Consider the following 24,726-nt stretch of genomic DNA (forward strand, 5'->3'; position numbering starts at 1 on the left):
TAGGAATTTGAAACGGGATAATATGTTTTTAAATGTATTCAAATTATCGGATGCGTTGTTTAATTACAGCTCTAACCACATCTATGGCTACAGTATTATAGCGATCATTTGGAATAATAATGTCGGCATAGGTTTTTGTAGGTTCGATAAATTGTTGGTGCATTGGTTTTAACGTATTTTGGTATCTGTGTAATACTTCTTCCATATCGCGACCACGTTCTGCAATATCTCTTTTTAATCGTCGGATTAATCTCTCGTCAGAATCGGCATGAACAAAAACTTTAATATCGAACATTTCTCTTAGTTCAGGATTGGTTAAGATTAAAATTCCCTCAACAATCATCACTTTTCTAGGGTGTGTTATAATTGTATCGTCGGTTCTGTCGTGTGTAACAAAAGAGTAAACAGGTTGTTCTATTGTTTTTCCTTCTTTTAAATCTTTTAAATGAGCAACTAATAAGTCGAAATCGATAGCTCTTGGATGATCGAAATTTATTTTCGTACGTTCATCATAACTAAGATGATGCGTTTCTTTGTAATATGAATCTTGTGATATAATTCCAACCTCGGTAGCAGGTAATTCATTCATGATTTGATGTACTACGGTTGTTTTTCCACTCCCAGTTCCTCCAGCAATTCCAATAACTAACATTTTCAATCTAATTTTTATTTGGCAAATTTAAGTATTTGATTTTAATTTTGAGTCTTTAATTTTAATGCTGTTTTTTTTATTTTTTATTTGCAGGAGTCAATTTTAATATTATCTTTGCACTCTCGTTACGGGGTGTAGCGTAGCCCGGTCATCGCGCCTGCTTTGGGAGCAGGAGGTCGCAGGTTCGAATCCTGCCACCCCGACAAAAATCTTCTTGGAAACAAGGAGATTTTTTTTATGCCTATAAAGTTTTAAATAGTACAAGTATTTCGTTTCAATAGCCTATATTCTCCTTGTTTTTTAAAATCCCGAATGGAAGTGCCAACATAACGCTTAAAGGTTTTAGATAAATGACTTACATCTGTAAACCCTAAATCATCTGCAATTTCTGTTAAAGTAAAATCAGAGTTTAGTAGTCTAATTTCGACTAATTTTAATTTAGCTTTAATTATATATTCTCGTAATGGTAGGTTAATTTGTTTTCTAAAAAACTCACTAACATAGGTTGGTGACATTGAAAAGGTGTTGGCTAGGTTGTCAATTTTTAAAAGCTCTGGTCTGTGGATGTTTTCATTAATATAAGTTAGCATCTTAGTTATGCGTTCGTCGGTGTTATTTTGAGCTAATTCAAAGAAGTTTCCTTTTTTAATGTTCCTAATGAGTATTTCTAAAATACTAGCCATTAAACTTACAATTAATGTAATAGATTCGTTATTGTTCTTTTGAGATTCTTGTAATATAATGCTTGTAAGCTTGTCTAAATGTTGTCGATCAACATCATTTTTAATGATGTCTCCTGGTAATTGATTGTAATTGGATAATATGTAGGCCGATTCTTTGAACCATTCATTACGATCTATAGCCATTCTGTTTGTAGTTTTAAAAATTGCATCTGTAAATTTTAAAAAGACAAATTGTGTAGGCTTTTTTATGTTGAAAGAGTGGCATTTTAAAGGTGGTAATAAAAAAACGCTTCCTTTATTATAAAAATTTTGATTATAATTGATGCACTGTGTTCCTTCTCCTTCTTTGATTAAAACCAATTCAAAGAAATTGTTTTTTACTGGTCGTTGTTTCCATTCCGATAATTCTATTTCTTGTATTTCAAAAGGTTTGTAGGCTTCTAATACTTGCATTTTTTACTTATTTGGAACAAAAATAGTGTTTTTTAAGCCTTTTTTGTACATGTTATTGTAGTAAAACCTTTTAAAATACAATAATGTCCTTTTTTTATACTTTAAATGATTTAGCTTAAGAATTACTTTTGTTTAAGAATAAAATTATGAAAGTAAAATTTTAAAAAAAATAAAAAATGACTAACTCAACTATTTTAAAACAAGACATTATCAAAGCATTCCAATCAAGACATGCTACAAAAGAATTTGATGCAACAAAAAAAGTTTCTGCTGAGAACATGAATTTCATCTTGGAAACAGCTCATTTATCACCAAGTTCATTTGGTTTTGAACCTTGGCATTTTGTAGTAGTTCAAGATGCTGCCTTAAGAGAACTGTTAAAACCTGTGGCTTGGGGAGCACCTTTAAAATTAGATACGGCAAGTCATTTTGTTTTAGGCTTAGCAATGAAAGCACCTATGGTAAAACATGATGCAGAATATATTATGCATATGATGAAAGAGGTAAAGCAATTGCCTGAAGACGTAATTGAAATGTATTCTAAACTTTACAGAGAGTTTCAAGAACGTGATTTTGATTTGGATACAGATAAAAAATTATTCGATTGGGCTTCAAAACAAACCTATATTGCTTTAGGAAACATGATGACTTCAGCAGCTTTAATCGGAATTGATTCTTGTCCGATAGAAGGATTTCATCAAGAAAAGGCAGAAGCTTTATTGCAAGAAAAATTCGGAATCGATACTAATAAATATGGCTTAGCTTATATGGTTGCTTTTGGTTATAGAAAAGAGGAGCCAGTTCGCACAAAATCTAGAAGAAATATTGAGGATGTAGTTTCTTGGAAATAATAATGAATTATAGGATGCAAAAAATAGTTTCAACAATTATATTAGGAGTAATTTTAGTCGCTTGTAAAAAAGAAGAAGTAAAGATTAATCCAATGGAATCAGACAAAGAAATTGTTATTAAAAATGATATAGATTCCAATTCTGAAGTGCAACATTTCAATTTTGATCGTTTAAAAATAGATACTATTTCTGAAGGAATAACAAGGAAATGGTTTCATGGTGAAAAAGGACAAATGACTATTTTTAATCTTAAAAAAGGAGCTCATATTCCGTGGCATAAACATCCAAATGAACAGATAACTTATATCATGTCAGGTAAAGTTAGAATCAAAACGATTATTGACGGTAAAGAAACTTTTGCAGAAGTTGTAGCAGGAGAAGTGATCGTTTTTCCAGAAAATGTACCTCATGAATTTTGGGCATTAGAAGAAACAGTCGATTTAGATGTGCATGTTCCTGTACGACAAGATTGGTTATCAGATGAATTACCTGATTATTTAAAGAAAAGTAAATAAAATGAAAAAATATATTTTTAAAGTTTTTATAATTTTAGGTGTATTACAAGTTAATGCTCAAGAAACAAAAGCAGAAGTTTTTGCAACGGTAGATCAAGCAGTTGGTAATATTACATTTACAGATGCTGGAGATTTAGTATATAGTCATCACCCTTTTTTTAGTCCAATAAAAAGGGTAATGTTTATGGATGTTAAAACTAAAGAAGTAAAACCATTTCCGAATGAAGCTTGGAACACACCAAGAACTACCGATGATAATTATTTAAGCAATGTTTTAGGAATTCGCAATGATGAAAACGGTATTGTTTGGATGTTAGATATGGGGCAAAGAAACCCAATAACTCCTAAAATTGTAGGTTGGAATACTAAAGCCAATCAATTAGAACGTATTTATTATTTGCCTAATGCAGTTGTTCCAAAGACAGCACAGCCTAATGATATGGTTGTCGATACAAAACACGGTTATTTTATTATTGCGGATGAAGGAATTGGAAACGGTGGAGATGGAAGTAAAGCAGCTTTTATTTTAGTGGATATGAAAACTGGAAAAGCGAGACGTATTCTTGAGGGAACTCGAACAACTTTACCAGAAAATAAACCAACAATAATTAAAGGGAAACATTTAGCAGTAAATGGAGAAGATTTGTTAGTAGGAAATGATGGTATTACGGCTGATGTTAATTTCGAGTGGATCTATTATGGTCCATTAAACGGAGCAAAAATGTATCGTATTAAAACGGAAGATTTACTGAATGAGAGTTTAAATGAAGAAATACTAGATACTAAAATAGAAACGTATTCGGAAAAACCTAATAATGGTGGTTTGAGTATTGATAAAGCAGGGAATTTGTATTTAACAGTTTTAGAAACAAATAGTGTTGCTGTTGTTTTGGCAAAAGATAAAAGTGTACATGTTATTGTTGAAAATGAAAATATGATTTGGCCAGATGGAGTGAGTTATAATCATGTAGATGGATATATGTATGTTTCTGCTGCGCAAGTAAATAAAGGTGCTGTTTTTAATGACGGTAAAGATCAATCTATAAAACCATTTTATATTTTTAGGTTTAAACCAATAGTAGAAGGAGTTTCTTTTAGATAAATTTAAGTCGTATAAGTTTTAATTATAATGAATGATAAGTTATTTGTTTTTTTGTCTAAAAGAGCAACTGTTATCAAATTCTGTTTTTTGTAATTCGTTTAAAATTAATTTGTAATTTGCTACAAAATCACTAATAATTTATTATACTGATAATCAGTTTTTTATATTGTTTTTTTGTGATTCACTTCAGAAAATAAATTAATTTTAGATGAACTCCTTCAAAAAAAATAGTCTTTTCTTTTTTCTTTTTTTCTTTTTTTCTGGAAGTATGCAATCTCAAGAAAGTAAGATTGATAGCTTAAAAAGGGAATTGCAAATTCATAAAGTAAAAGATACTACGCGTGTGCGTGTTTTAACTAAATTAGCTTTTTCATACCAAAGAACTGATCCCGAAAAGGCTTTAGAGTATATAGAAGAAATATATAGAATTTCAGAGACTATAAATTTTGAAAAAGGAAAAGCACAAGCATTTTATCTTAGAGGAATTGTTCAAGTTTCTTTATCAAATTATGAAGAAGCGCTATTGTATTTTAATAAATCAAAAAAAATATACAAGGCTCTTGGGATGAAAGAAGGAGAGTTGAGGTGCTATGATGCTATAGGTGTAGTTTTTTATTATCAAGGTAATTATAGAGAATCCATTAAAAGTTATGAAAAAGAAATAAAAATTAATGAAGAAATTGGTAAAACGAAAGTTAATTATTCTTTACTATCTAAAATAGGATCTTCTTATTCAGAATTGGGTGATTATGAGAGAGCAATTGTATTTTATGAAAAAGCTTTAGGAGATGCGACTAGTCCAGAGGCTAGATCTATCTGTTTTAATCATATAGGAACTTTATATTGCGATTTAGGAAACTACCCTGTTGCTTTAGAAAACTATACTCAGTCTTTAATGATTTGTGAAAAAATAAAAGATACTTTACAAATTTCAAAATCATTAAATAATATTGCTATTATCTATAATAAATATGAGAATTATGATAAGGCAATTGAATATTATGAAAGGTCATTAAAAATAGAAGAGAAGATTAATAATAAGTATGGAATTTCTAGAGTACTTAATAATATAGGTGTAGTTTGTAAAAGTAGAGGAGACAATAAAAAAGCAATTGAGTATTATGAAAAATCACTTAAAATAGGAAGAGAGGTTAATGATAAAAATCAAATTTCTAACTGTTTACTTAATCTTGGAGATATGTCTTTAATACTTAGTAATAATACGAGAGCACTTCAATATTATGAGGAGGCTAAGAAAATCAATATAGAGATGGAAAGCCAACGAGGTTTATGTTCTTCTATTTTTGGAATTGCAAACACATATGTTAATCAAAAAAAATATGACTTAGCATTAATTAATGCTTTAAAGAGTAAAGAGTTATCAGATAAATTAGGAATTATAAATTTCAAAAGAGATACTTATGAATTGCTTTCTGAAATTTATGAAAATACTGGTAGCTATAAAAAAGCATTTGTGAGTCATAAGCAATTCAAGATATTAGATGACAGTCTTTTTAATAAAGAAAATATAAACAAAATCGCACAATTAGAATACGAATACAAATACAAAGGACAGTTAGAATCGGCAAATAATAGAGAGTTGAAATTAACTCAAACAGTGAAGTCTACTTCTAAAGATTTAGTAAAATCGCAACGTGTTTTATTCTTAGGAGTAATTATTTCTCTGTTAATTACTATAATTTTAGGAGCAATTATCTTTTTTTTAAAATTAAGAAATATAAAGTCAAAAACACAAAACAGTATAATAGAACAGAAGTTGTTGCGTTCGCAAATGACACCTCATTTTATATTTAATTCACTTTCTGTATTACAAGGTATGATTTTAAATAAAGAAGAGGGAAAATCAATTAACTATCTTTCTAAGTTTTCAAAATTACTTCGCATTACTTTAGAAAACTCTAGAGATAAAATGGTCTCACTTTCTCAGGAGTTAATGGCGATAGAGAACTATCTTGCATTGCAAAATTTAGAAAATGAACTTTATAAGTATACTGTTTTAGTAGATGGTACTATGAATACAGAATTATTTAAAATACCACCAATGCTTATTCAACCATTTATAGAAAATGCTATAGAACATGGTTTTGAGAATCAAAAGGAGGATAGAGAAATAGATGTTCACCTTAACTACATCAATAAAAAATTAATTTGTACTATTTCAGATAATGGTATTGGTGTTGATGCTAAAAAAGAAAACAAAAACCCGTATAAAAAATCATTAGCAACAACGATTACTTCCGAGCGATTAGGTGTTTTGTCTAAGGATTTAAAAATGGAGGGTTCTGTAGTAATTGAAGATCGACAGAAATACAACAAACAAGGAACTATAGTAACTTTGGTAATTCCTTATAAAATACAAGAACAAGAATGAAAACATTATTAATTGAAGATAAACCATATATTAGAAAAGGCTTGCTTAATTTATTACAGTTAATAGATGCCGAAGTTGAGGTAATAGGAGAATGTGAATCGGTGAAAGATGCAGTAATTGTAGCCAATGCTTGTAAGCCCGATTTAGTTTTTTTAGATATTAATCTTTTAGATGGTACTGCTTTCGATTTTTTAGAGCAAACAGAAAACTTATCTTTCAAAATTATTTTTATTACAGCCTATGAAGAGTATGCTTTAAAAGCATTAAAAATTGGAGCAGTTGATTATCTTTTAAAACCAGTAGATATAGAGGAGCTTAAAATTGCATTACAAAAAGTTTCTAAATTGTCAATTATAGAACAGAGGCAACAAATAAGTGCTGTTAAAAAAGTATGGAAAAATGATGGAGATCAATTAATATTATCGTTCCATGATAGTTTTCAGGTGATCGATTTGAATGAATTAATGTTTTGTGAATCTGATAAAGGGTATACTACATTTTATTGCTGTAATGATAAAAAATATGTTGCTTCTAAAACCTTAAAAGAATTTGAAGAGCGACTTTTAAATACTAATTTTATACGTCCTCATCAATCGTTTATTGTCAACATGAAATTTATAGATAAATATGATAAGTCTGGAATTATTCATTTGAAAAATAAAAAAGAAATACCTGTATCATCTCGAAAAAAAGAGTCTTTTTTAGCCTCGTTTTTAAGTTGGAATAATAATTAAGTAAACTTTACGCTTTATATATTATGTCTAGTCCTAAAATAATAATCATCTATTATTTAGGACTAGACATTGTGAAAAAGTTTTAGACCTTTTCTTTCTCTGGTCTTTATTACAGTAAATTCAAGTGATAAATGGTATTAGCTATTTTTCTTATTAAATAAGGATGCTATTCCAACATTTTTAGTTTCCTCTACACCTTTAATGTTTACTTTTATTACATTATCTACCTCTTCATAGAACTCGTCTGCATTTCCATATATTAAGCGGATAACAAGTTTTCCTAACAGACCTGCTTGACCATGTAAGATGGATAACCAACCCGTTAATTTAGCTTCAGAGTAAGAGATTGCTGTGTAAGCTCCTGTTTCTGAAGAAGGGTCATCAATAGTTGCAACGTTGACTTTTGTTCTATGGTATGCATTTTTTATAACCGTTACAGAATCATTAGCAGCATCTGTGAATAGTTTACCGGCCATGCTGGTTGCTTTCTTAGATAATTTTATTTCGTATTTATTTCCAAGCTTATCCTTTAATAGTTTTTCTACTTGTTCAGCTGTAGTGTTATCAAATGTTTTATATGTTGTTACTTTCATATTTAATAAGTTTAAATTCTGCTTGGTTTTATTCTTTGTCTGCGTTTAATGGTAATATCTTGTAAATAGAGCGGTCGTATTTAGTAATTGTATTGACTAAGTTTTCAAAAGATTTACTGTCTTTATCTTCTGGATTCCAATCAATTCTACCTTTATTGAAGTCTGCAAAATAGTCATCCCAGTTTTTAAATTTCTCTCTAGCTAATGGAAGTATTTCTAATGTTGTTTTTATAACCTCTTCTTTTGTTAGAAAACCACAAGCATACCCCATATTTGCATTGTTAACGATTCGTGCATAATCCCAAGCTTTGTAAGGGTGTTCTCTAGTTTTTAGATCGTTGATGCTTTCTACAAGTTGTTCTTTATTGTTGATGCTCCACATCGATTTAAATACGCTTTTAATACCAGAAGCCTGAGAAGAATCAAAAGGGAATTCAAGAATTTCTTTATAACCACCTACTAATTCTTGATCGGTTGTATAGCCGGCACCAATCATCATGTTAGCTACATCATTTGTATCTCCATAACCATTAAAAAAATAAATACCACCTAACATAAAACTGCTTAATTGTTCGTCTTCTATTCTTTCAGAAGTACTAGAGCCGCATGATTGTAACATAAAGAAGGGTAGTAAAGTGATGAGTGCAATTTTCATTGTGTTTAAAATTTTCATAATTATTTATTTTTTGGCAAAATTAGACACATAGTGTGAAGAAAAAATAGGGAACTTATTTTATGTGCTTTATAAAATAAATTCGTGGTATTTGAATGTATATTCGTTTATAAATACGGTGCTTTTTGAGTTTCTGTTCTTTTGATGAATTTTACACAAAACGACTATACAAATACTGGTGAAGGTTTTTGAGACTGTTATAAAAACAAAGAAAGTTATCTGTAAATAGATAGCTTTCTTTGTTTTTTAATTGAAAAAATAGTTGTTTGAACTAAAGCTTTTGTTTATAGTATTAATATAGTAGGCTATTATCTATTGTTTCTTAGATGATATCAATGACTTTTTCACATATATAATGTGTGATTCCTACAATAAAAGTGATGACTGTAATAATAAATAAACGAATGATTGTTCTTTTTGAATTGTTTTTGAGTTTCTTTTTAAGGTAAAAAACATCAATAAGAATATATAATAATGCAATTATACTTCCAATTATTGCCCCAACATGTAGTATAGCAACACCGTAAACCCAGTCAAACATTATCATTAAACCAGTTGAAGGTTTAGGTTTTGGACCTAGGATAATTCGCATATATCCAAAAGCCATAAATAATGATAATACTATCCAGATTAAATAGGTTCCAATTTGTTTTAAAATGCACATAATTTAGCTTTTGAGTAATCAGGTAAATATATCATTGGTTCGTAAATTATGGAATTTAGAATCTTTTTTTAAATTGAATTAACATTCTCAATAATTTTCTATAAAATCATTTTTCTGATTCTTAAATCCAACTTGTTTTTTTTGTTTTCCAATACCTATTTAACTGTTTGTTTTCTTTTTGTATAAAGTAATATTTCATCATCTTCATTAGGCAATTTTGTTGTACCTATCTTTTCTAAACCTAATTTTTCTAAAAGACGTTGAGATGAAATATTTTCTTTTGATGTAATTGCTTTAATTTCCTCAATTTCAAATTCTTCAAACGCGACTTTTATTAACCGCTGTGAAGATTCATAAGCATAACCTAATCCTTCGTATTGCGGTAAAAGACCAAATCCAATATCAATCCCATCAACTCCTTCTCTGTTGTATAATCCACATGTACCAATTTTTTCTCCATTTGCTTTTATAATTAAGGAATAACTTGAATATCCAAGAGAATGTAATTGTGGAAGCATTTTTGCCTGAATATACTTTTCTGCATCTTCGATTGAATTAATTTTTCGATCTCCTACATATTTAATGAACTTAGGAGTATTCATTAATAGATGAATTAATTCAGCATCTTGTTCTAAAGTAGGTCTTATTAATAACCTCTCAGTTTCAAACTCTCTATGCATAAGCTTTATAATTTAATTGACTACATCGTGTTTATATGTTTAGTAAAACTATCGCGATTTATCTATTGCAAGATAAATGTGTTTGATAAGCGTCACGTTTTATGTTGTTAGCCAAAAATAATAAATTATAATAACAAACCATTAAGAGCGTTTTTTATTTGTTATGACAGTTTTATCTGTGTTGCTTAATGGTTGATTATAATTTTTAGTTAAGAGAAGCATTCGAAAGATTTTTTTATGAATACCATTGTAGAATAAACAGCAATATGTTTCGGTTTTATTCTTATTTTCCACTTTCAGGGTTTCTAAATGAAAAATAAACATACCATCTTTTTAGAAAGATCGTCGTTTGCAGTGTAGATTCTAGGTGTAGAAAATTGTTTCAAAAGGATTAAATCGTATGCGTTTGTTAAAATTTGGTTAGAAATAGTCATAAAAAAACGGTTTTAGATCGCTCCAAAACCGCTTGATGTACTTATTTTGTTGACTTTTCAACTTTGTAGCGAAACCGAGATTTGAACTCGGGACCTCTGGGTTTATGGATTAACTCAGGGTTAGCAGACAATTCAAATGCCTTTCCTGATGATTCCGATACCATAGAAGCACTTGAAAAAGAAATTGCAACAGGAAAGTATAAGTTCGTTTTTATAGACATGATCTCCGATTACATACGATTAGAGAAAATTAAGCCAGAAGACTTCAAAAAACGATTCATTAAAAAATATCCCAACGTATCCTTCATTTTAATTTTTGAAGTTACCAAAAGCGGTGACTTCAAAGGAGATCAAGGCTGGACACATTTAGTCGATGCAATAATGACAGTAGAAGATTTCTTAATTGAAAACAGAGGTCGTTACGGAATGGGGGAGTGTGTTGTTTGGGAAGAAGGCTTTAAAAAGTTCAACCCTAAGAAATATCAAGAATATTTAGACAACAAAACAACCGGCACAACGGAAGTAATAGAAGAAGAACAAACTGAAAATATACCTGGTCCCGTTACTAACGTTCCAGAGTTTTCATTTCAAATACAATAAATCAATCATCAATCAAAAAACGTAATCAATTATGAGTACAAAGAGAGTAAGTAAAAAAGAAGCATTAACCTCTTGCGGAACAAAACTAAAGAAAGGCTACAAATATGTAAAAGGTGGAGCTGTGGTTAAAGTAACCGCCAAGAAGAAAGCCAAATCGAAGAAAAAGTAAACTTTCTTAATGCTAAAAAAACCGTTGCAATTTTTGTTGCAACGGTTTTTTTGTGGTTTTATGTTTAAAGATAACTGATGTTTATATCCAACTTAACCCATTTTTTTGCGAACCGCCGAGTACGTGAACCGTACGCTTGATGGTGTATGAAATGAAGTGTTTATTTTTCATTGGTATTTCATGATACCGCTTCGCTAAATTGAGAAGCGTACTCTGTCAGTTACTGATAGAGCCGTCTACTCATATCTTTGTGAGTAGTATTTAATCGGAAAACCCATTTATTTTCAAATCGTTTCCAGAAATTTCTACGCTCACTATAACTACTTCATCTTTTAAATCTCCCTCCAATGAAGTTATCTTAATTATTAAAACATTAATTGGAATACATTTTTCTATAATTTCATATTTGGAATAAAATACTTCTGAAGAAATTTTAGGCATAATGCGTTTACCTTTTTTTCAATTACTTTATTATAAAATGCCTTCAGTTCATCTTCTGAATTCAGAATTTTTTTTCTATCAAGTGCAAAGGGGATTTTTGATATGGTAATCAATGAATCTATATTTTCTCCTTCGATCAAAAGCGTAAACCATTTTTCAGCTATATTTTTAGCTTTTTTTTGTTGTTCAATTGTCTGAGGAATCAAATCATTCTGAGCATTTAAATTACAAATAATAGTAATTAATAGAATAACAGTTAATATTGTTTTATTCATTGTATTTTTATTACGTGTTTGTGTATGATTAGTGGCGTGTTCAAGCAACTAATTTAGCAAATAATAACCGAATAGAAAATCCGCGAGGATTTTCGTAAGTAGGCTAGAACTAGCAATAAATTATACACTGTGTTGTTAGTAGTATTTATTCGCCAAATATTAATTTTCCTTTTATTAAATGCGTCTTTCCTCTTAAGGAATCAATACTTTCTTGTATTATTTCACAATCTAATAAATTTGATGCTGTTGAATGTCTTCCAGAAAACACATTAATTAATACCTCAAAGTTTGGGTCAGCTAATTCGTTAAATGCTTCTTTTGATATTTTGATGTTTTTGAAGGAAGCAATTTTAGAATTCCACAATTCTATATTATGTCCGCCAATATGTATTTTACCCCACTTTTCATAATCTTCATTTAATGTGTCTTTTGGTATTCCAGAGAAATATGCTTGGACAATAACCGATTCTTTGTCTTTCGTGAGTTTATTTTCAGCTTTCTCACTTAATTCAAGCTTAATAACAAATTCAGGTATTATTATAGAATCATTTTCAATTTTAACGGAATCAGTTAAAATCTCATTTTTGTCTGCACTTTCAGAATGATTAATTATTTTTTCAATTCCAATACTTTCTTCCGTTCCATTATCTTTTTTCTCTTTACAAGAATTCATTAAAAATGGAAGAATTAATATTATTAATAGTGATTTTCTCATATTACTGGCAACGTCAGTTTGTCTAAAAACCTTCGTTTATTTTACTTTGTGTTATAAATTGAAGTAAAAATAGCGGATTTAAGCTACACAAAAAAACTTTTTTGGATGTAATATTTCATGATTACAAAAATTAAAATTAGCTAATAAAGCCTTAAAAAAGCTTTTTATAGTTGAAAAAAGTAAGTACAGTACTTTTAGATACTGTTTTAACATATTTGTGTCAATCAAGTTGAATATTCTTCGCAAATTATAGGCTGTAAAAATGAGACCTACATCAGCTGATGCGTGTTTAATGGTTTTCTTAGTCATAATATAATAAAAATCCCATTGTCGCTTTATAACTCCATAAGGATGTTCCACAATGGCTTGACGTTTTTGATATACTTCATAGTTATTTTCTATTCGTACTTTGTTTTGGTATATTAAGTCGGCATGTTGGGAACGCTCAAGGAGTCTTCCTTTTTTATTTTTGGTGCATTTATGGAAAAGTGTACAAGTCAAGCAAGCATTGGTCTTATAATGCTTCATTTGAGTGGTTGATTTGCCATTTTTTTTGCTGTACCAATTTCCGTTTGTACTTAAGATTTCATTGGCAGGACAAGTATAGGTATCATCTTCTTTATTGTATTTAAAATGTTCGACATCAAAAGCAATATTTGGAGCATGAGAGGCTACTCCTGGAATGGCAACTAGTACATCAACACCCAGTCTATTGGCATAATCAAACTCACTACCTGTGTGATATCCTTTATCATAAATGGCCATGAAGTTGTTGTGTCCTAAAATTGTTTTAGCCCGTCGTAGCATGCCTCCCATAGCTTTAGAGTCGTTTTCATTAGTTACCTTAAAATCGATTGGAATATTATGCAATGCATCTACTACGGTTTGCACGTTATAGGCTACTTCAGAGATGTTGTTACGAGTCATTATTTGTCGACTATCAGGATCAGAAGTAGAGATTTGGGTTACTCCTGTAGTATTGATTGTGTTTTGATATTCAATATACTTTTGTTTTTGAATAGTGTGTTTTTTTATTTTCTTTACTATCAGGTCTTTCTCAATAGCATCTCCATCTTCTTTGGCTAGAGCAGAATTGTATTCTTCAAGTCGTGCATCAATGTAGGCAATATGACGTTCAATTTTCGCAGGATTAAAGTTGTTTTTCTTGGAATTTTGAGCTCTTAGTTTTGTGCTATCACCAGCCACAAGGCTTCCTCCTATTAGCTCAAAATGAGCTGCCATTTTTACGGTGGCACGAAATACGCGAGCAATAGCTTTTGGGTTGTTTTTTCTAAAGTTAGCTATAGTATTGTGGTCTGGAACAAGCCTTTTTAAGAGCCACATCAATTCAATATTGCGAGTGCATTCTTTCTCTAAAGTTCTAGAAGAACGTATGCGATTTAGGTAGCCGTAAATGAATAGTTTTAATAAATCAGAAGGGTGATAAGCAGGCCTTCCATTTTCGATGAAATCAACTTTAAATCCAAATTCAGCAAGAGAAAGGCTATCTACAAAAAGATCGATAAACCTGATTTGATTGTCTTGTTCAATAGCTTCATCTATCGATAATGCAAAAAGTGGAAGTTGATTTCTGTTGGTTCCAGTGATGAATTTCATACTTAAATTTACATAAAATCAACTAAACATCCAAGTAATTTAAAAGACTTTAATGCAAAAAATAAGGATGCATAAAAAAGAAGTTTTTAGACAGTTTGACGTGTTGCCGCTTGTGGCAGTTGCGTAAATTTAAGATAAAAGATTACAAGTACAAAACTCCTCGTGGAATTTTCGGAGACCCGAACGAAGTGAATAGGCGAAGCAAAATTCCGAACACACACCGAGCCTAGCAATTGCAACAAGCATCTATGTAAAAGCATAACTTTGAGAGTACTAAAAACGAAGATATGCAATTACAAGACACTTTATCTATTCCAAAGATATTCATTGGTTTAGATATTCACAAAAAAAGCTGGACAGTTTCTATCCAAACAGATTTATTTTTTCACAAGACGTATTCGATGCCTTCTAATGCTGAGGATTTGTACCAATATGTGGAGCGAACATTTCCAAATCACGCTGTAGACTTAGTTTACGAAGCGGGATGTTGTGGATTCTCAGCAGCACGCTATTTTTTAAACTTGGGTTGGAATGTTTTAGTTGTTAATCCTGCAGATGTAAAGACAGGAGATAAAGAGCGATACCAAAAAACGGATGCATTAGATTCTAAAAACTTGTCCAATCAATTAAGATCAGGTGTTCTAAAGGGAATTTATATTCCTACTGAAGAGCACGAACAATTTATGACTTTGGCTCGCCATAGAACTCAAGTAACTAAGAAACTTAGACAGACAAAATCACATATAAAAAGTATGTTACTTTTTCATGGAATTAAAGTGCCTGAGAAGTTTGATAATCCAAATTGGAGTAAAGCTTTTATCGAGTGGTTAGAGCAATTGAGATTTAGTACTTCATGTGGTGATTTTGCCTTGCAAGGCAAAATACGAATGTTCAAGTTTATCAAATCAGAATATTTAGAAATTGCCAATCAAATGCGTGCTTATTGCCGAAAAACCAATAAGAAAGATTACAATCTTTTGAGAAGTATTCCCGGAATAGGAGGTTATTTAGCAAGTGTAATTTTGGCAGAATGTGGCGATTTACGTCGTTTTAATAATGAATGACAATTTAGTTCTTACATTGGATTAGTTCCTGGGATTTATAATAGTGGAGCTAGTGAAAAATGTTTAGGGATTACGCCGAGAAGTCGTTCTCAATTGCGAAGTTATTTAGTAGAAGCAGCTTGGATAGCTATTCGAAAAGATGTAGAGATGCAAAACTATTACCGAAAACATCAAGGGAAAAACGTAAAGAGTGTGATTATAAAAGTAGCCCATAAAATGGCGAGAAGAATTTTATCGGTAATCAAAACCGAAACACCTTATCAAATAAATCATAATTTAGTAGTAGAATAATAAAATAAACAAAGTATAACTTTCTTAACAAGCTCAACTATACAAGAGAAATAGACTACAAAACAGCCGTGGTGGTTCTATAATAGGAAGCCACATCGCCAAGCAGGTAGCTATTTTATTTATTGCTTCGCCAGTTCGAGCGGAGCTCTTGGGTCTTACAATCATATCGATGCTGGTGGCTGCCCAAAGCAGACCACATATAGGAGCGTGAGCTTTAAGATTATAAAAAGATATATTATGAAGTAAAAGATATATGAATTATTGGCATTATTGAAAAAGTTAGAATAACTTTTTCTGTCAAAAGCCTACGGCTGACAAAAAGTTGTTTCCAACTTTTCCAACAAGCCGTTGAAACAGAATTCTATACTCGAAAAACACCTTACATATAACCCTCTCAAAAGTTGTTAATAACTTAATGATGCTTTACATAGGAACGGCTGTTAACAGTAGTTTTTATTCTATCTCAAACTCAAAAACAAAATAGTTCAAATCTTCGTCAAAAGTATGGTTTATTTTTTTGAATTTATCGGATGTTATACAGCTATTTATTAAATCGAAATCATTAGAATTTCGACCAGCATAATATCCAATTATTATTCTAAAAAACATTTGTGATTTTTCAGATGTATTTTTATTGTCTTCAAAACCAATATCAATTTCACTTGGTTCATTTTCATATTTTTGAAAACTTAAATTTTCTAATTTAGATTTAGCATTTTCATAATTGGTAAAGAACTGAACTTTAATTTTATTTAAGTCTAAAGTTTTTACAAATAATTTAATGTTTAAAATAGAATCATTTTTGATTCCTTTATTCAAGTTTTTAATTGTTGAAACATAACTAATTTCACCTTTAGTAACTTCTAGATTATTAAAATATTGATAATAATATATTTTTGTTTTTTTCTTTTTTGGAGCAATATTTTTGAGAATATAATTCTTAAACTTTATATCTTCGAAATCTAAAATGTTTTCGATAATTTCAGGATTTAAAGTGTCTTTTTCTGTCAGTTGAATTTTATTCTGCGAATAATTTAGTTGACTAATTGTTAATGTAATTATTATAAATAAAATTTTCTTCAATTTTCGATTTTTTAAAATTACTGTTAACGTCAGTTTGTCTAAAAACCTTCGTTTATTTTACTTTGTGTTATAAATTGAAGTAAAAATAGCGGATTTAAGCTACACAAAAAAACTTTTTTGGATGTAATATTTCATGATTACAAAATTTAAAATTAGCTAATAAAGCCTTAAAAAAGCTTTTTATAGTTGAAAAAAGTAAGTACAGTACTTTTAGATACTGTTTTAACATATTTGTGTCAATCAAGTTGAATATTCTTCGCAAATTATAGGCTGTAAAAATGAGACCTACATCAGCTGATGCGTGTTTAATGGTTTTCTTAGTCATAATATAATAAAAATCCCATTGTCGCTTTATAACTCCATAAGGATGTTCTACGACGGCTTGTCTTCTTCGATATACTTCATAGTTATTTTCTATTCGTACTTTGTTTTGGTATATTAAGTCGGCATGTTGGGAACGTTCAAGGAGTCTTCCTTTTTTATTTTTGGTGCATTTATGGAAAAGTGTACAAGTCAAGCAAGCATTGGTCTTATAATGCTTCATTTGAGTGATTGATTTGCCATTTTTTTTGCTGTACCAATTTCCGTTTGTACTTAAGATTTCATTGGCAGGACAAGTATAGGTATCATCTTCTTTATTGTATTTAAAATGTTCGACATCAAAAGCAATATTTGGAGCATGAGAGGCTACTCCTGGAATGGCAACTAGTACATCAACACCCAGTCTATTGGCATAATCAAACTCACTACCTGTGTGATATCCTTTATCATAAATGGCCATGAAGTTGTTGTGTTCTAAAATTGTTTTAGCCCGTCGTAGCATGCCTCCCATAGCTTTAGAGTCGTTTTCATTAGTTACCTTAAAATCGATTGGAATATTATGCAATGCATCTACTACGGTTTGCACGTTATAGGCTACTTCAGAGATGTTGTTACGAGTCATTATTTGTCGACTATCAGGATCAGAAGTAGAGATTTGGGTTACTCCTGTAGTATTGATTGTGTTTTGATATTCAATATACTTTTGTTTTTGAATAGTGTGTTTTTTTATTTTCTTTACTATCAGGTCTTTCTCAATAGCATCTCCATCTTCTTTGGCTAGAGCAGAATTGTATTCTTCAAGTCGTGCATCAATGTAGGCAATATGACGTTCAATTTTCGCAGGATTAAAGTTGTTTTTCTTGGAATTTTGAGCTCTTAGTTTTGTGCTATCACCAGCCACAAGGCTTCCTCCTATTAGCTCAAAATGAGCTGCCATTTTTACGGTGGCACGAAATACGCGAGCAATAGCTTTTGGGTTGTTTTTTCTAAAGTTAGCTATAGTATTGTGGTCTGGAACAAGCCTTTTTAAGAGCCACATCAATTCAATATTGCGAGTGCATTCTTTCTCTAAAGTTCTAGAAGAACGTATGCGATTTAGGTAGCCGTAAATGAATAGTTTTAATAAATCAGAAGGGTGATAAGCAGGCCTTCCATTTTCGATGAAATCAACTTTAAATCCAAATTCAGCAAGAGAAAGGCTATCTACAAAAAGATCGATAAACCTGATTTGATTGTCTTGTTCAATAGCTTCATCTATCGATAATGCAAAAAGTGGAAGTTGATTTCTGTTGGTTCCAGTGATGAATTTCATACTTAAATTTACATAAAATCAACTAAACATCCAAGTAATTTAAAAGACTTTAATGCAAAAAATAAGGATGCATAAAAAAGAAGTTTTTAGACAGTTTGACGTTTCGAAGCTACCCGAAGGTGGCGATTTTGAAGCACTTCACTGTCAACCAAGCACAAACGTTTATAGAAGTACAATGCTTGATTGAACCACTGAACCGCCACTTTTGGGTAGGTGCTGTTATAGGGCGTTTTTCTATTTAGTTGCATATCTGTCAAACGTGTCTTCGAACATTAGTTTTACTCCAGGGTCATCAGAAACTCCAAGTCCTGAACTTTCAAAGATTGTCAATTTAAGGTCGTTACAGTTGAATGATATAAAATCAAAAACATCCTTTTGTCCTTTAATTTTTGTCCCGTTGATTTCGAATTCATCTTTGTCAATACCATACTCGATAAATTCAATTTTTTGCCCTAAAAGTCTACCAAGTGTCTCTTGTTTTTCCGTGTCGTAAACACGCCACATATTCGGTTCGTCAGGCAGATTGTTTTCTTTTATTTTTTTGTCAAGCTCTGAGTTGTCGCAAAGGTTAATTCTTATATGGTCACCGTCAAAATCACCTTCGATTTCTAAAAATTTGTCATAGTCAAAAAATGTAATCAAAAACAACCAAGGTAAATATATGTCACCGTGTCTGTCGTTATTGAAGTCCACTTGAAATACTTTGTCAACTGTCTTTCCATTTAGTTGTGTCAGCCAATTTCCCAAATTTCCATTTAGTTGAAAGTTCATTGTTGTCGTCTTTTAAAATGCCCTATAACTCGTTTATATGCTCAGTTTTTTGCAAATTAATTGAGCATAGCTACCCATTTTTGCATAGATTGGCTCAATTATCGTTGCTTTTTATTTTTTACAAATCATCAAAAGGACTTTTAATCTGCTGTCATTTTTTTTTATTATGGGCAACTCGTTTATATGTATGATAAGCGGCATTCTTTATTTTTCAAATTTAAACTTTCCTTTTCAATCTTGCAATGCGTATAAATACGTATTTTTAGCTATTTTCTGTACGTATTTATACGTAGAGAAGGTTTATTTCTGTAAAAAAGTATTGTTTACTTTCTTTGTGTTTGTAAAATTAAGGAGAAAGTAAATAGTAATTTTACGGTTTTTAGTAATGGAGTTAAAAAAGTTTTATTTTTTTGTACCTATGTACTATAGTTAATAACTATTTGAGCTATTGAACTGATTTTTGTTTCAACTTATTTAATTTTGCTCTATTATGAAATTAAGAAGTTTACACAACACAACATCATTAGATTTTTATACACCTGACTATGCAACAGAAATGGAAATTCCTTTTGTAGATACAGGTATAAGTGCTGGGTTTCTTTCTCCTGCCGATGACTTTATCGAATTAACTATTGACTTAAATAAGTTTTTAATTAAGCATAGAGATACTACTTTCTTTGCAAAGGTTAAAGGGCATTCAATGAAAAATGCAGGAATCTTTGATGGTGACTTGCTAGTAATTGATAAGAGTTTAGAACCTCAGGACGGTAAGATTGCTATTTGTCAAATTGATGGGGAGTTTACCGTTAAAAGAATAAAAAAAGACAAAGATTGTTATTGGCTTATAGCAGAGAATGAAGATTATAAACCAATAAAAGTGACTCCTGATAATGAGTTAATGATTTGGGGAATTGTTATTCATTGTATTAAATCATTTTAAATATGTTTGCATTAGTTGATTGTAATAACTTTTATGCTTCTTGTCAAAGGGTTTTTGAACCTCATTTGATAGGAAAGCCAATTGTTGTACTTTCAAATAATGACGGTTGTGTTATTGCACGTTCAAACGAAGCAAAGGCATTGTCTATTCCGATGGGTGCACCTGCATTTGAATTTAAGAAAATATTTGAGCAAAATAAAGTATTTGTTTACTCTTCAAATTATGCTTTGTATGCAGACATGAGTAGTAGAGTAATGAATTTGCTTTCTAATTTCTCTCCAGATATAGGAGTTTATAGTATTGATGAAGCTTTTTTAAAGTTTACAGGTTTTGAATTGTACAATTTGCAGGAATACGGGGTTTCTATTCAAAAGAAAGTAACTAAAGGAACTGGAATTCCAATAAGTGTTGGTTTTGCAGCAACAAAAGCATTAGCTAAAGTAGCGAACAAGATTGCAAAGAAGTTTCCTGAAAAGACTAAAAGTGTCTATGTTATAGATGATGAAGAAAAAAGAATTAAAGCATTAAAATGGACAAAAATAGAAGATGTTTGGGGGATTGGTAGAAAGCATGCAAAAAGATTACAAGCAAAGAATATTTTTAATGCTTATCAATTCACATTATTGTCCGATGATTGGGTAAGAAAGGAAATGGCTGTTGTAGGTTTAAGATTGAAACATGAGTTGGAAGGTAAGCCAACGTTAGACTTAGAAACACCAAAGAATAAAAAAACAATTGCAACAACTCGTTCATTTGAAAAGTCTTTAACTAAAATTGAAGACATAGAAGAACGTATTGCAACATTTACAGCTTCCTGTTCTGAGAAGTTAAGGAAACAAAATAGTCATTGTAATATGCTTACACTGTTTTTGCAAACGAATTACTTTAGAAAGGATCAACCACAATATTCTAGAACTTTAACCATAAATACAGATTTTCCAACGAACTCAACTATTGAACTGAATAGATATGCTCAAATTGCTCTAAAAGCTATTTTTAGAGAAGGCTATAGTTATAAGAAAGCAGGAATCATTGTAATGGGATTAACACCAAATGACAAAACACAATTGTCATTATTTAATGAATCTAACCCTAAGCACCAACCTTTAATGTCTGTTATTGATAAATTAAATCACAGTTACGGAAGTAATAAGATTAAATTTGGAAATCAATCTTTAGGCAGGCAATGGAAAATGAAACAAGAAAAACTCTCGAATTCTTTTACAACAAAAATTGCTGAAATTATTACGATAAAAGTTTAACTAAGCATACTACTATAATCTTCAGGTAAAACAGCATCAATATCTCTAAGGTATTTATCAAGGGCTGTCATTGTAGAATGACCAGTAATAAGCATCAATTTACTTTTTGCTTCAAAAGGAGTTGAATTTATAGCTAATTCTTTATAGAGTTTAGTTATAAATGTGTGTCTGAAGGAATATAAACCATAATCCTTACCAAGTTTTAAAGGTTTCTTGATAACTTCATTGAAACGTTTTGAAAAATAATCCCTTCTATTTGTTTCTTTTGTTTCCCATTCTCCACCAATACCGTTAGGAGTAAATAAAAAACATTCTTGATCCAGGTGTTTTATTTCAGGGAGTTCTTTAAGTAGAATATCGGGTATTATTTTTATTTTGTCGGTTTTGTTTTTAGCTTTCACGAAAAGCTTTTGTTCTTCAATGTTAATGTCTTTTATTTTCAACCGCACAACCTCTACAGGTCTTAGGAAGTTATAAGAAATGAATTGAACAAAAAGCTTTAAAGTAGGGTCGTCGTTAAGTTTTTCAAATATTTTACCCTCTAATTCTTTTGAATACGTTTTGTTTCTCTCGGGAGTAGATTTTAAAATCGGTATATTTTTTATAAAATTATCTTTAATAATATCTTCGTCTTCGAGAGTTTTAAAGAACGTTGAAATAACCGCTCTTGTATTGTTTCTGTTAATAGGAGAGGTTTTCTGAAGAACCTCATTCAAATAAGTTGAAACAATTTTTTTCGTTAAATGCTCAATTTTTAAAAGTTCGTCAAGTCCATTCGTTATTAACCATTTTTGAAATTTAGCAATTCTAATTCTATAATCGGAATAACTATTTTCGGAAAGTGTTTTTTTCTTGATTTCTAAACCAAACTCAAAAGCTTCTTTAATGTTATAATGCTTTTCAATCTCATCTAATTTCGAATTTTCATAGGGATTAAAACCGTTTTTAAGAAATTTATATAATGCCCATTTAATATTTTGAGCTGCTTCCGTTCTTTCTTTGAGTGTCTTGTGTTTGTTAATTCCTGCGTAAATAGGTGTCTGTCTTTCCATTTTTCCACTTTCAGGATTTCTAAATGAAAAATAAACATACCATCTTTTAGAAAGATCGTCGTTTGCAGTGTAGATTCTAGGTGTAGAAAATTGTTTCAAAAGGATTAAATCGTATGCGTTTTCGTATGCGTTAGCGTATGCGTTAGCGTATGCGTTTGTTAAAATTTGGTTAGAAATAGTCATAAAAAAAACGGTTTTAGATCGCTCCAAAACCGCTTGATGTACTTATTTTGTTGACTTTTCAACTTTGTAGCGAAACCGAGATTTGAACTCGGGACCTCAGGGTTATGAATCCTGCGCTCTAACCAACTGAGCTATCTCGCCATTAAAACATCAAGTATCTCTCTCAATGCGGGTGCAAATATATAACTATTTATTTTTATTGCAAATATTTTCTTCAAAAAAAATGTTTTTTTTCTTTTTTGGATATTAAAATTATTCTCTATATATTTCCAAAATAAATTTTTAAAAATGGAAGTAAAAGTAAAATACGAATTAGAATTCCCTTTTCATGCCTCACCATCATTGTTATATCAATATATTTCTACTCCTTCAGGTTTGTCTGAATGGTTTGCTGATAATGTAAATTCTAGAGGAGAACTTTTTACATTTATATGGGATGATTCAGAAGAAAAGGCTAAATTAATGGCTAAAAGAGCTGGAGAGAGAGTTAAATTTCGTTGGTTAGATGAAGACGGAAATGATACGGAATATTTTTTCGAGATTAAAATAATGGAAGACGAGATTACAAAAGATGTTTCTATTGTAATTGTAGATTTTGCAGAAGAAGATGAAATCGATGAATCAAAGTTATTGTGGGAAAATCAAATTTCTGATTTAAAACATGTCTTAGGCTCTGTCTAAAATAAATTATAAAGATTATATTTGTCCCGATTTTTAATCGGGATTTTTTTTGCTATGATAAATTTTAATGGAAATATACAAGAGAGTAGTGCTGTAAATATTGAAAACAATAGAGCTTTTTTATATGGAGATGCTGTTTTCGAAACGTTGAGGGTGTTAAATAATAAAGTTTTGTTCCTAGAGGATCATTATTTCAGATTTATGGCTTCTATGCGTATTTTTAGAATGGAAATACCTATGAACTTTACTATGGAGTATTTTGAAGAACAAATTTTATCGTTAATACAATCAGGTAATAATAAATCAAATGCCTATAGAGTGCGTTTTTCTGTTTGCAGAAAAGAGGGTGGTTTTTATTTACCTAAAACAAACGATGTTGATTTTGTAATTACTTTTCTTGCTTTAGATAATGATTTATACAGTATAGAGAATACTCCTTATGAAGTAGAGCTTTTTAAGGATGCATATGTAACCAAACAGTTGTTTTCAACCTTAAAATCGAACAATAAGATGGTGCAGATTACGGGAAGTATTTTTGCACATGAAAACGGTTATGAAAATTGTTTGCTTTTAAATGACGAGAAAAATGTAATTGAGGCACTTCAAGGAAATTTGTTCATGAAAATGAATAACACACTAATAACACCTCCTGTTAGCGATGGTTGTTTGAATGGGATAATGCGAAAGCAGATTCTGGCAATTGCAAAAAAAATTGAAGGATTAGAAGTTGTTGAGAAATCTATTTCTCCATTTGATTTGCAAAAAGCAGATGAATTATTTATAACAAATGTTGTTAAAGGAATACAGCCAATAACGAAATATAGAAAAAAAGAGTTTGTTGTTAAAACTGCAAACGATTTATTGTTACGGTTAAATGCTCAAGTTCGACTTAGTTGAGCATTGGGTCTGATGGGGAATTTGAAAAAAGCACATATTCTCCACCTTGTTCAATTATTTTTTCTTTCCAGAAATGCTGAGACGATTTAGAAAGTATTTTGCTTTTTAATTTGTTTTCAGCAACAATCCATGAATTTTCTTTTAATTCATTTTCTAGTTGAGCTGTTTCCCAGCCACTGTATCCAAGGAAGAAGCGAATATTGTTCTTAGAAATCTGACCATTATTGATGAGGTTTTTTGTTGTTTCAAAATCACCTCCCCAATATATGCCATTAGCGATCTCTACGCTATTTGGAATAATGTTTGGAACATTGTGTATAAAATAGAGGTTATCTTGTTCAACAGGTCCTCCGTTATAAACTTTGAAACCAGCCTCAATCTCTGGAACTAAATCACAAATTGAGTAGTTGAATGGTTTATTTAAGATAAAACCAACCGATCCTTCATTATTATGCTCAGCAAGCAAAACAACAGAACGATTGAAAGAATTGTCACCAATTGTAGAAGGTTCCGCTATCAGCAAATGGCCTTTTTTGGGTAAAACTGATATCATAAGCAAATTAATTTATCTTAAAATTATCAAAAAAACTTTATAAAATCAAATTTCAATAAAAAAAATCCCGCAT

Annotated in this window: 26 protein-coding genes, 2 tRNA genes and 1 pseudogene; 14 read left to right on the plus strand and 15 right to left on the minus strand. The window is 30.5% G+C overall.

Annotated elements, in window-relative coordinates:
* Positions 1–43: 43 nt before the first annotated feature.
* Positions 44–652 (minus strand): uridine kinase, encoded by a 609-nt coding sequence (gene udk, locus L2Z92_RS11915; protein WP_236453423.1) that lies wholly within the window; start codon positions 650–652, stop codon positions 44–46.
* Positions 653–780: 128 nt separating this feature from the next.
* Here udk and L2Z92_RS11920 point away from each other — a divergent pair.
* Positions 781–855 (plus strand) — tRNA-Pro (locus L2Z92_RS11920).
* Between the two features lie 48 nt (positions 856–903).
* Here L2Z92_RS11920 and L2Z92_RS11925 read toward each other — a convergent pair.
* Positions 904–1,788 carry an AraC family transcriptional regulator gene (locus L2Z92_RS11925; protein WP_236453426.1) on the minus strand — a complete coding sequence of 295 codons (885 nt, stop codon included), beginning with the start codon at positions 1,786–1,788 and terminating at the stop codon, positions 904–906.
* A gap of 176 nt (positions 1,789–1,964) precedes the next feature.
* Between L2Z92_RS11925 and L2Z92_RS11930 the strand changes: the two genes are divergently transcribed.
* The 5 genes from L2Z92_RS11930 (at position 1,965) to L2Z92_RS11950 (ending at position 7,382) form a co-directional block, all read left to right on the plus strand.
* Positions 1,965–2,639: an NAD(P)H-dependent oxidoreductase gene (locus tag L2Z92_RS11930; protein WP_236453428.1), complete on the plus strand. Its 675-nt coding sequence runs from the start codon at positions 1,965–1,967 to the stop codon at positions 2,637–2,639.
* 14 nt (positions 2,640–2,653) lie between these two features.
* Positions 2,654–3,154, plus strand: coding sequence for a cupin domain-containing protein (locus L2Z92_RS11935; protein WP_236453430.1), 501 nt, complete (start codon positions 2,654–2,656; stop codon positions 3,152–3,154).
* 1 nt (position 3,155) lies between these two features.
* Complete coding sequence (locus L2Z92_RS11940) at positions 3,156–4,256, plus strand: major royal jelly family protein (RefSeq protein ID WP_236453432.1); 1,101 nt, start codon at positions 3,156–3,158, stop codon at positions 4,254–4,256.
* 208 nt (positions 4,257–4,464) lie between these two features.
* Positions 4,465–6,648, plus strand: a complete 2,184-nt coding sequence (locus tag L2Z92_RS11945) for a tetratricopeptide repeat protein (RefSeq protein WP_236453434.1) — start codon at positions 4,465–4,467, stop codon at positions 6,646–6,648.
* The gene (locus L2Z92_RS11950; RefSeq protein ID WP_236453437.1) at positions 6,645–7,382 is read left to right on the plus strand and encodes a LytR/AlgR family response regulator transcription factor; all 738 of its coding nucleotides are present in this window, start codon (positions 6,645–6,647) and stop codon (positions 7,380–7,382) included. The genes L2Z92_RS11945 and L2Z92_RS11950 overlap by 4 nt, the downstream gene beginning before the upstream one ends.
* Before the next feature lie 137 nt (positions 7,383–7,519).
* Here L2Z92_RS11950 and L2Z92_RS11955 read toward each other — a convergent pair whose 3' ends face one another.
* The 4 genes from L2Z92_RS11955 to L2Z92_RS11970 all read right to left on the minus strand — a co-directional run bounded on the left by L2Z92_RS11955 (position 7,520) and on the right by L2Z92_RS11970 (position 9,992).
* Positions 7,520–7,975 (minus strand): hypothetical protein, encoded by a 456-nt coding sequence (locus L2Z92_RS11955; RefSeq protein ID WP_236453440.1) that lies wholly within the window; start codon positions 7,973–7,975, stop codon positions 7,520–7,522.
* 28 nt (positions 7,976–8,003) lie between these two features.
* Positions 8,004–8,648 carry a DUF1266 domain-containing protein gene (locus L2Z92_RS11960; RefSeq protein WP_236453442.1) on the minus strand — a complete coding sequence of 215 codons (645 nt, stop codon included), beginning with the start codon at positions 8,646–8,648 and terminating at the stop codon, positions 8,004–8,006.
* Between the two features lie 322 nt (positions 8,649–8,970).
* Entirely contained in the window at positions 8,971–9,312 is a 342-nt protein-coding gene (locus L2Z92_RS11965; RefSeq protein WP_236453445.1) for a hypothetical protein, read from the minus strand.
* A gap of 155 nt (positions 9,313–9,467) precedes the next feature.
* Positions 9,468–9,992, minus strand: a complete 525-nt coding sequence (locus L2Z92_RS11970; protein ID WP_236453447.1) for a GNAT family N-acetyltransferase — start codon at positions 9,990–9,992, stop codon at positions 9,468–9,470.
* A gap of 515 nt (positions 9,993–10,507) precedes the next feature.
* Between L2Z92_RS11970 and L2Z92_RS11975 the strand changes: the two genes are divergently transcribed.
* Together L2Z92_RS11975 and L2Z92_RS11980 are read left to right on the plus strand one after the other, a co-directional pair.
* A complete protein-coding gene (locus L2Z92_RS11975; RefSeq protein WP_236453449.1) occupies positions 10,508–11,026 on the plus strand; it encodes a hypothetical protein in 519 nt (172 codons plus the stop codon).
* Positions 11,027–11,057: 31 nt separating this feature from the next.
* The gene (locus tag L2Z92_RS11980; protein ID WP_236452898.1) at positions 11,058–11,195 is read left to right on the plus strand and encodes a hypothetical protein; all 138 of its coding nucleotides are present in this window, start codon (positions 11,058–11,060) and stop codon (positions 11,193–11,195) included.
* Between the two features lie 392 nt (positions 11,196–11,587).
* Here L2Z92_RS11980 and L2Z92_RS11985 read toward each other — a convergent pair whose 3' ends face one another.
* The 3 genes from L2Z92_RS11985 to L2Z92_RS11995 form a co-directional block, all read right to left on the minus strand.
* Positions 11,588–11,911 carry a hypothetical protein gene (locus L2Z92_RS11985; protein ID WP_236453451.1) on the minus strand — a complete coding sequence of 108 codons (324 nt, stop codon included), beginning with the start codon at positions 11,909–11,911 and terminating at the stop codon, positions 11,588–11,590.
* A 145-nt stretch (positions 11,912–12,056) separates the two neighbouring features.
* Positions 12,057–12,626, minus strand: coding sequence for a hypothetical protein (locus L2Z92_RS11990; RefSeq protein WP_236453453.1), 570 nt, complete (start codon positions 12,624–12,626; stop codon positions 12,057–12,059).
* Positions 12,627–12,704: 78 nt separating this feature from the next.
* The gene (locus L2Z92_RS11995) at positions 12,705–14,243 is read right to left on the minus strand and encodes an IS1182 family transposase (protein WP_236453454.1); all 1,539 of its coding nucleotides are present in this window, start codon (positions 14,241–14,243) and stop codon (positions 12,705–12,707) included.
* Between the two features lie 287 nt (positions 14,244–14,530).
* On the opposite strand from L2Z92_RS11995, the pseudogene L2Z92_RS12000 reads away from it, so the two are divergent.
* Positions 14,531–15,598: pseudogene (locus tag L2Z92_RS12000) on the plus strand (IS110 family RNA-guided transposase).
* Positions 15,599–16,051: 453 nt separating this feature from the next.
* Here L2Z92_RS12000 and L2Z92_RS12005 read toward each other — a convergent pair.
* Positions 16,052–16,681, minus strand: a complete 630-nt coding sequence (locus L2Z92_RS12005; protein WP_236453457.1) for a hypothetical protein — start codon at positions 16,679–16,681, stop codon at positions 16,052–16,054.
* A 94-nt stretch (positions 16,682–16,775) separates the two neighbouring features.
* Positions 16,776–18,314 (minus strand): IS1182 family transposase, encoded by a 1,539-nt coding sequence (locus tag L2Z92_RS12010; RefSeq protein WP_236453460.1) that lies wholly within the window; start codon positions 18,312–18,314, stop codon positions 16,776–16,778.
* Positions 18,315–18,366: 52 nt separating this feature from the next.
* Here L2Z92_RS12010 and L2Z92_RS12015 point away from each other — a divergent pair, with 52 nt between their 5' ends.
* Positions 18,367–18,501 carry a hypothetical protein gene (locus tag L2Z92_RS12015; protein ID WP_262912974.1) on the plus strand — a complete coding sequence of 45 codons (135 nt, stop codon included), beginning with the start codon at positions 18,367–18,369 and terminating at the stop codon, positions 18,499–18,501.
* Between the two features lie 47 nt (positions 18,502–18,548).
* Here the strand turns inward: L2Z92_RS12015 and L2Z92_RS12020 are convergent, their stop codons facing one another.
* Positions 18,549–19,085, minus strand: a complete 537-nt coding sequence (locus L2Z92_RS12020) for a hypothetical protein (RefSeq protein WP_236453463.1) — start codon at positions 19,083–19,085, stop codon at positions 18,549–18,551.
* Between the two features lie 490 nt (positions 19,086–19,575).
* On the opposite strand from L2Z92_RS12020, the gene L2Z92_RS12025 reads away from it, so the two are divergent.
* Positions 19,576–20,025 (plus strand): LexA family protein, encoded by a 450-nt coding sequence (locus tag L2Z92_RS12025; protein WP_236453466.1) that lies wholly within the window; start codon positions 19,576–19,578, stop codon positions 20,023–20,025.
* 2 nt (positions 20,026–20,027) lie between these two features.
* Positions 20,028–21,287, plus strand: a complete 1,260-nt coding sequence (locus L2Z92_RS12030; RefSeq protein WP_236453468.1) for a Y-family DNA polymerase — start codon at positions 20,028–20,030, stop codon at positions 21,285–21,287.
* Here the strand turns inward: L2Z92_RS12030 and L2Z92_RS12035 are convergent.
* Positions 21,284–22,522 (minus strand): tyrosine-type recombinase/integrase, encoded by a 1,239-nt coding sequence (locus L2Z92_RS12035; RefSeq protein WP_236453469.1) that lies wholly within the window; start codon positions 22,520–22,522, stop codon positions 21,284–21,286. The two genes, L2Z92_RS12030 and L2Z92_RS12035, sit on opposite strands and share 4 nt — an antisense overlap.
* A gap of 67 nt (positions 22,523–22,589) precedes the next feature.
* Positions 22,590–22,663, minus strand: a tRNA-Met gene (locus L2Z92_RS12040).
* 147 nt (positions 22,664–22,810) lie between these two features.
* Between L2Z92_RS12040 and L2Z92_RS12045 the strand changes: the two genes are divergently transcribed.
* Positions 22,811–23,203 carry an START-like domain-containing protein gene (locus tag L2Z92_RS12045; protein ID WP_236453472.1) on the plus strand — a complete coding sequence of 131 codons (393 nt, stop codon included), beginning with the start codon at positions 22,811–22,813 and terminating at the stop codon, positions 23,201–23,203.
* Between the two features lie 54 nt (positions 23,204–23,257).
* Positions 23,258–24,100 (plus strand): aminotransferase class IV, encoded by an 843-nt coding sequence (locus tag L2Z92_RS12050; protein WP_236453474.1) that lies wholly within the window; start codon positions 23,258–23,260, stop codon positions 24,098–24,100.
* On the opposite strand, the gene L2Z92_RS12055 is transcribed toward L2Z92_RS12050, so the two are convergent.
* The gene (locus L2Z92_RS12055; protein WP_236453477.1) at positions 24,093–24,653 is read right to left on the minus strand and encodes a YqgE/AlgH family protein; all 561 of its coding nucleotides are present in this window, start codon (positions 24,651–24,653) and stop codon (positions 24,093–24,095) included. The two genes, L2Z92_RS12050 and L2Z92_RS12055, sit on opposite strands and share 8 nt — an antisense overlap.
* Between the last annotated feature and the right edge of the window lie 73 nt (positions 24,654–24,726).

Source organism: Flavobacterium jumunjinense, from assembly GCF_021650975.2.
Classification (GTDB): Bacteria; Bacteroidota; Bacteroidia; order Flavobacteriales; family Flavobacteriaceae; genus Flavobacterium; species Flavobacterium jumunjinense.

Bases quoted from the DNA above. Each gene is read 5' to 3' on its own strand.
- L2Z92_RS12020 (WP_236453463.1), bottom strand. From the start codon at position 19,085: ATGAACTTTCAACTAAATGGAAATTTGGGAAATTGGCTGACACAACTA.
- L2Z92_RS11945 (WP_236453434.1), top strand. From the start codon at position 4,465: ATGAACTCCTTCAAAAAAAATAGTCTTTTCTTTTTTCTTTTTTTCTTT.
- L2Z92_RS12035 (WP_236453469.1), bottom strand. From the start codon at position 22,522: ATGACTATTTCTAACCAAATTTTAACAAACGCATACGCTAACGCATAC.
- L2Z92_RS12055 (WP_236453477.1), bottom strand. From the start codon at position 24,653: ATGATATCAGTTTTACCCAAAAAAGGCCATTTGCTGATAGCGGAACCT.
- L2Z92_RS11980 (WP_236452898.1), top strand. From the start codon at position 11,058: ATGAGTACAAAGAGAGTAAGTAAAAAAGAAGCATTAACCTCTTGCGGA.
- L2Z92_RS11970 (WP_236453447.1), bottom strand. From the start codon at position 9,992: ATGCATAGAGAGTTTGAAACTGAGAGGTTATTAATAAGACCTACTTTA.
- L2Z92_RS11995 (WP_236453454.1), bottom strand. From the start codon at position 14,243: ATGAAATTCATCACTGGAACCAACAGAAATCAACTTCCACTTTTTGCA.
- L2Z92_RS12045 (WP_236453472.1), top strand. From the start codon at position 22,811: ATGGAAGTAAAAGTAAAATACGAATTAGAATTCCCTTTTCATGCCTCA.
- L2Z92_RS12030 (WP_236453468.1), top strand. From the start codon at position 20,028: ATGTTTGCATTAGTTGATTGTAATAACTTTTATGCTTCTTGTCAAAGG.
- L2Z92_RS11990 (WP_236453453.1), bottom strand. From the start codon at position 12,626: ATGAGAAAATCACTATTAATAATATTAATTCTTCCATTTTTAATGAAT.
- L2Z92_RS11925 (WP_236453426.1), bottom strand. From the start codon at position 1,788: ATGCAAGTATTAGAAGCCTACAAACCTTTTGAAATACAAGAAATAGAA.
- L2Z92_RS11955 (WP_236453440.1), bottom strand. From the start codon at position 7,975: ATGAAAGTAACAACATATAAAACATTTGATAACACTACAGCTGAACAA.
- L2Z92_RS11935 (WP_236453430.1), top strand. From the start codon at position 2,654: ATGCAAAAAATAGTTTCAACAATTATATTAGGAGTAATTTTAGTCGCT.
- L2Z92_RS11960 (WP_236453442.1), bottom strand. From the start codon at position 8,648: ATGAAAATTTTAAACACAATGAAAATTGCACTCATCACTTTACTACCC.
- L2Z92_RS12010 (WP_236453460.1), bottom strand. From the start codon at position 18,314: ATGAAATTCATCACTGGAACCAACAGAAATCAACTTCCACTTTTTGCA.
- L2Z92_RS11930 (WP_236453428.1), top strand. From the start codon at position 1,965: ATGACTAACTCAACTATTTTAAAACAAGACATTATCAAAGCATTCCAA.
- udk (WP_236453423.1), bottom strand. From the start codon at position 652: ATGTTAGTTATTGGAATTGCTGGAGGAACTGGGAGTGGAAAAACAACC.
- L2Z92_RS12050 (WP_236453474.1), top strand. From the start codon at position 23,258: ATGATAAATTTTAATGGAAATATACAAGAGAGTAGTGCTGTAAATATT.
- L2Z92_RS11985 (WP_236453451.1), bottom strand. From the start codon at position 11,911: ATGAATAAAACAATATTAACTGTTATTCTATTAATTACTATTATTTGT.
- L2Z92_RS12025 (WP_236453466.1), top strand. From the start codon at position 19,576: ATGAAATTAAGAAGTTTACACAACACAACATCATTAGATTTTTATACA.
- L2Z92_RS11950 (WP_236453437.1), top strand. From the start codon at position 6,645: ATGAAAACATTATTAATTGAAGATAAACCATATATTAGAAAAGGCTTG.
- L2Z92_RS12015 (WP_262912974.1), top strand. From the start codon at position 18,367: ATGCAAAAAATAAGGATGCATAAAAAAGAAGTTTTTAGACAGTTTGAC.
- L2Z92_RS11965 (WP_236453445.1), bottom strand. From the start codon at position 9,312: ATGTGCATTTTAAAACAAATTGGAACCTATTTAATCTGGATAGTATTA.
- L2Z92_RS11940 (WP_236453432.1), top strand. From the start codon at position 3,156: ATGAAAAAATATATTTTTAAAGTTTTTATAATTTTAGGTGTATTACAA.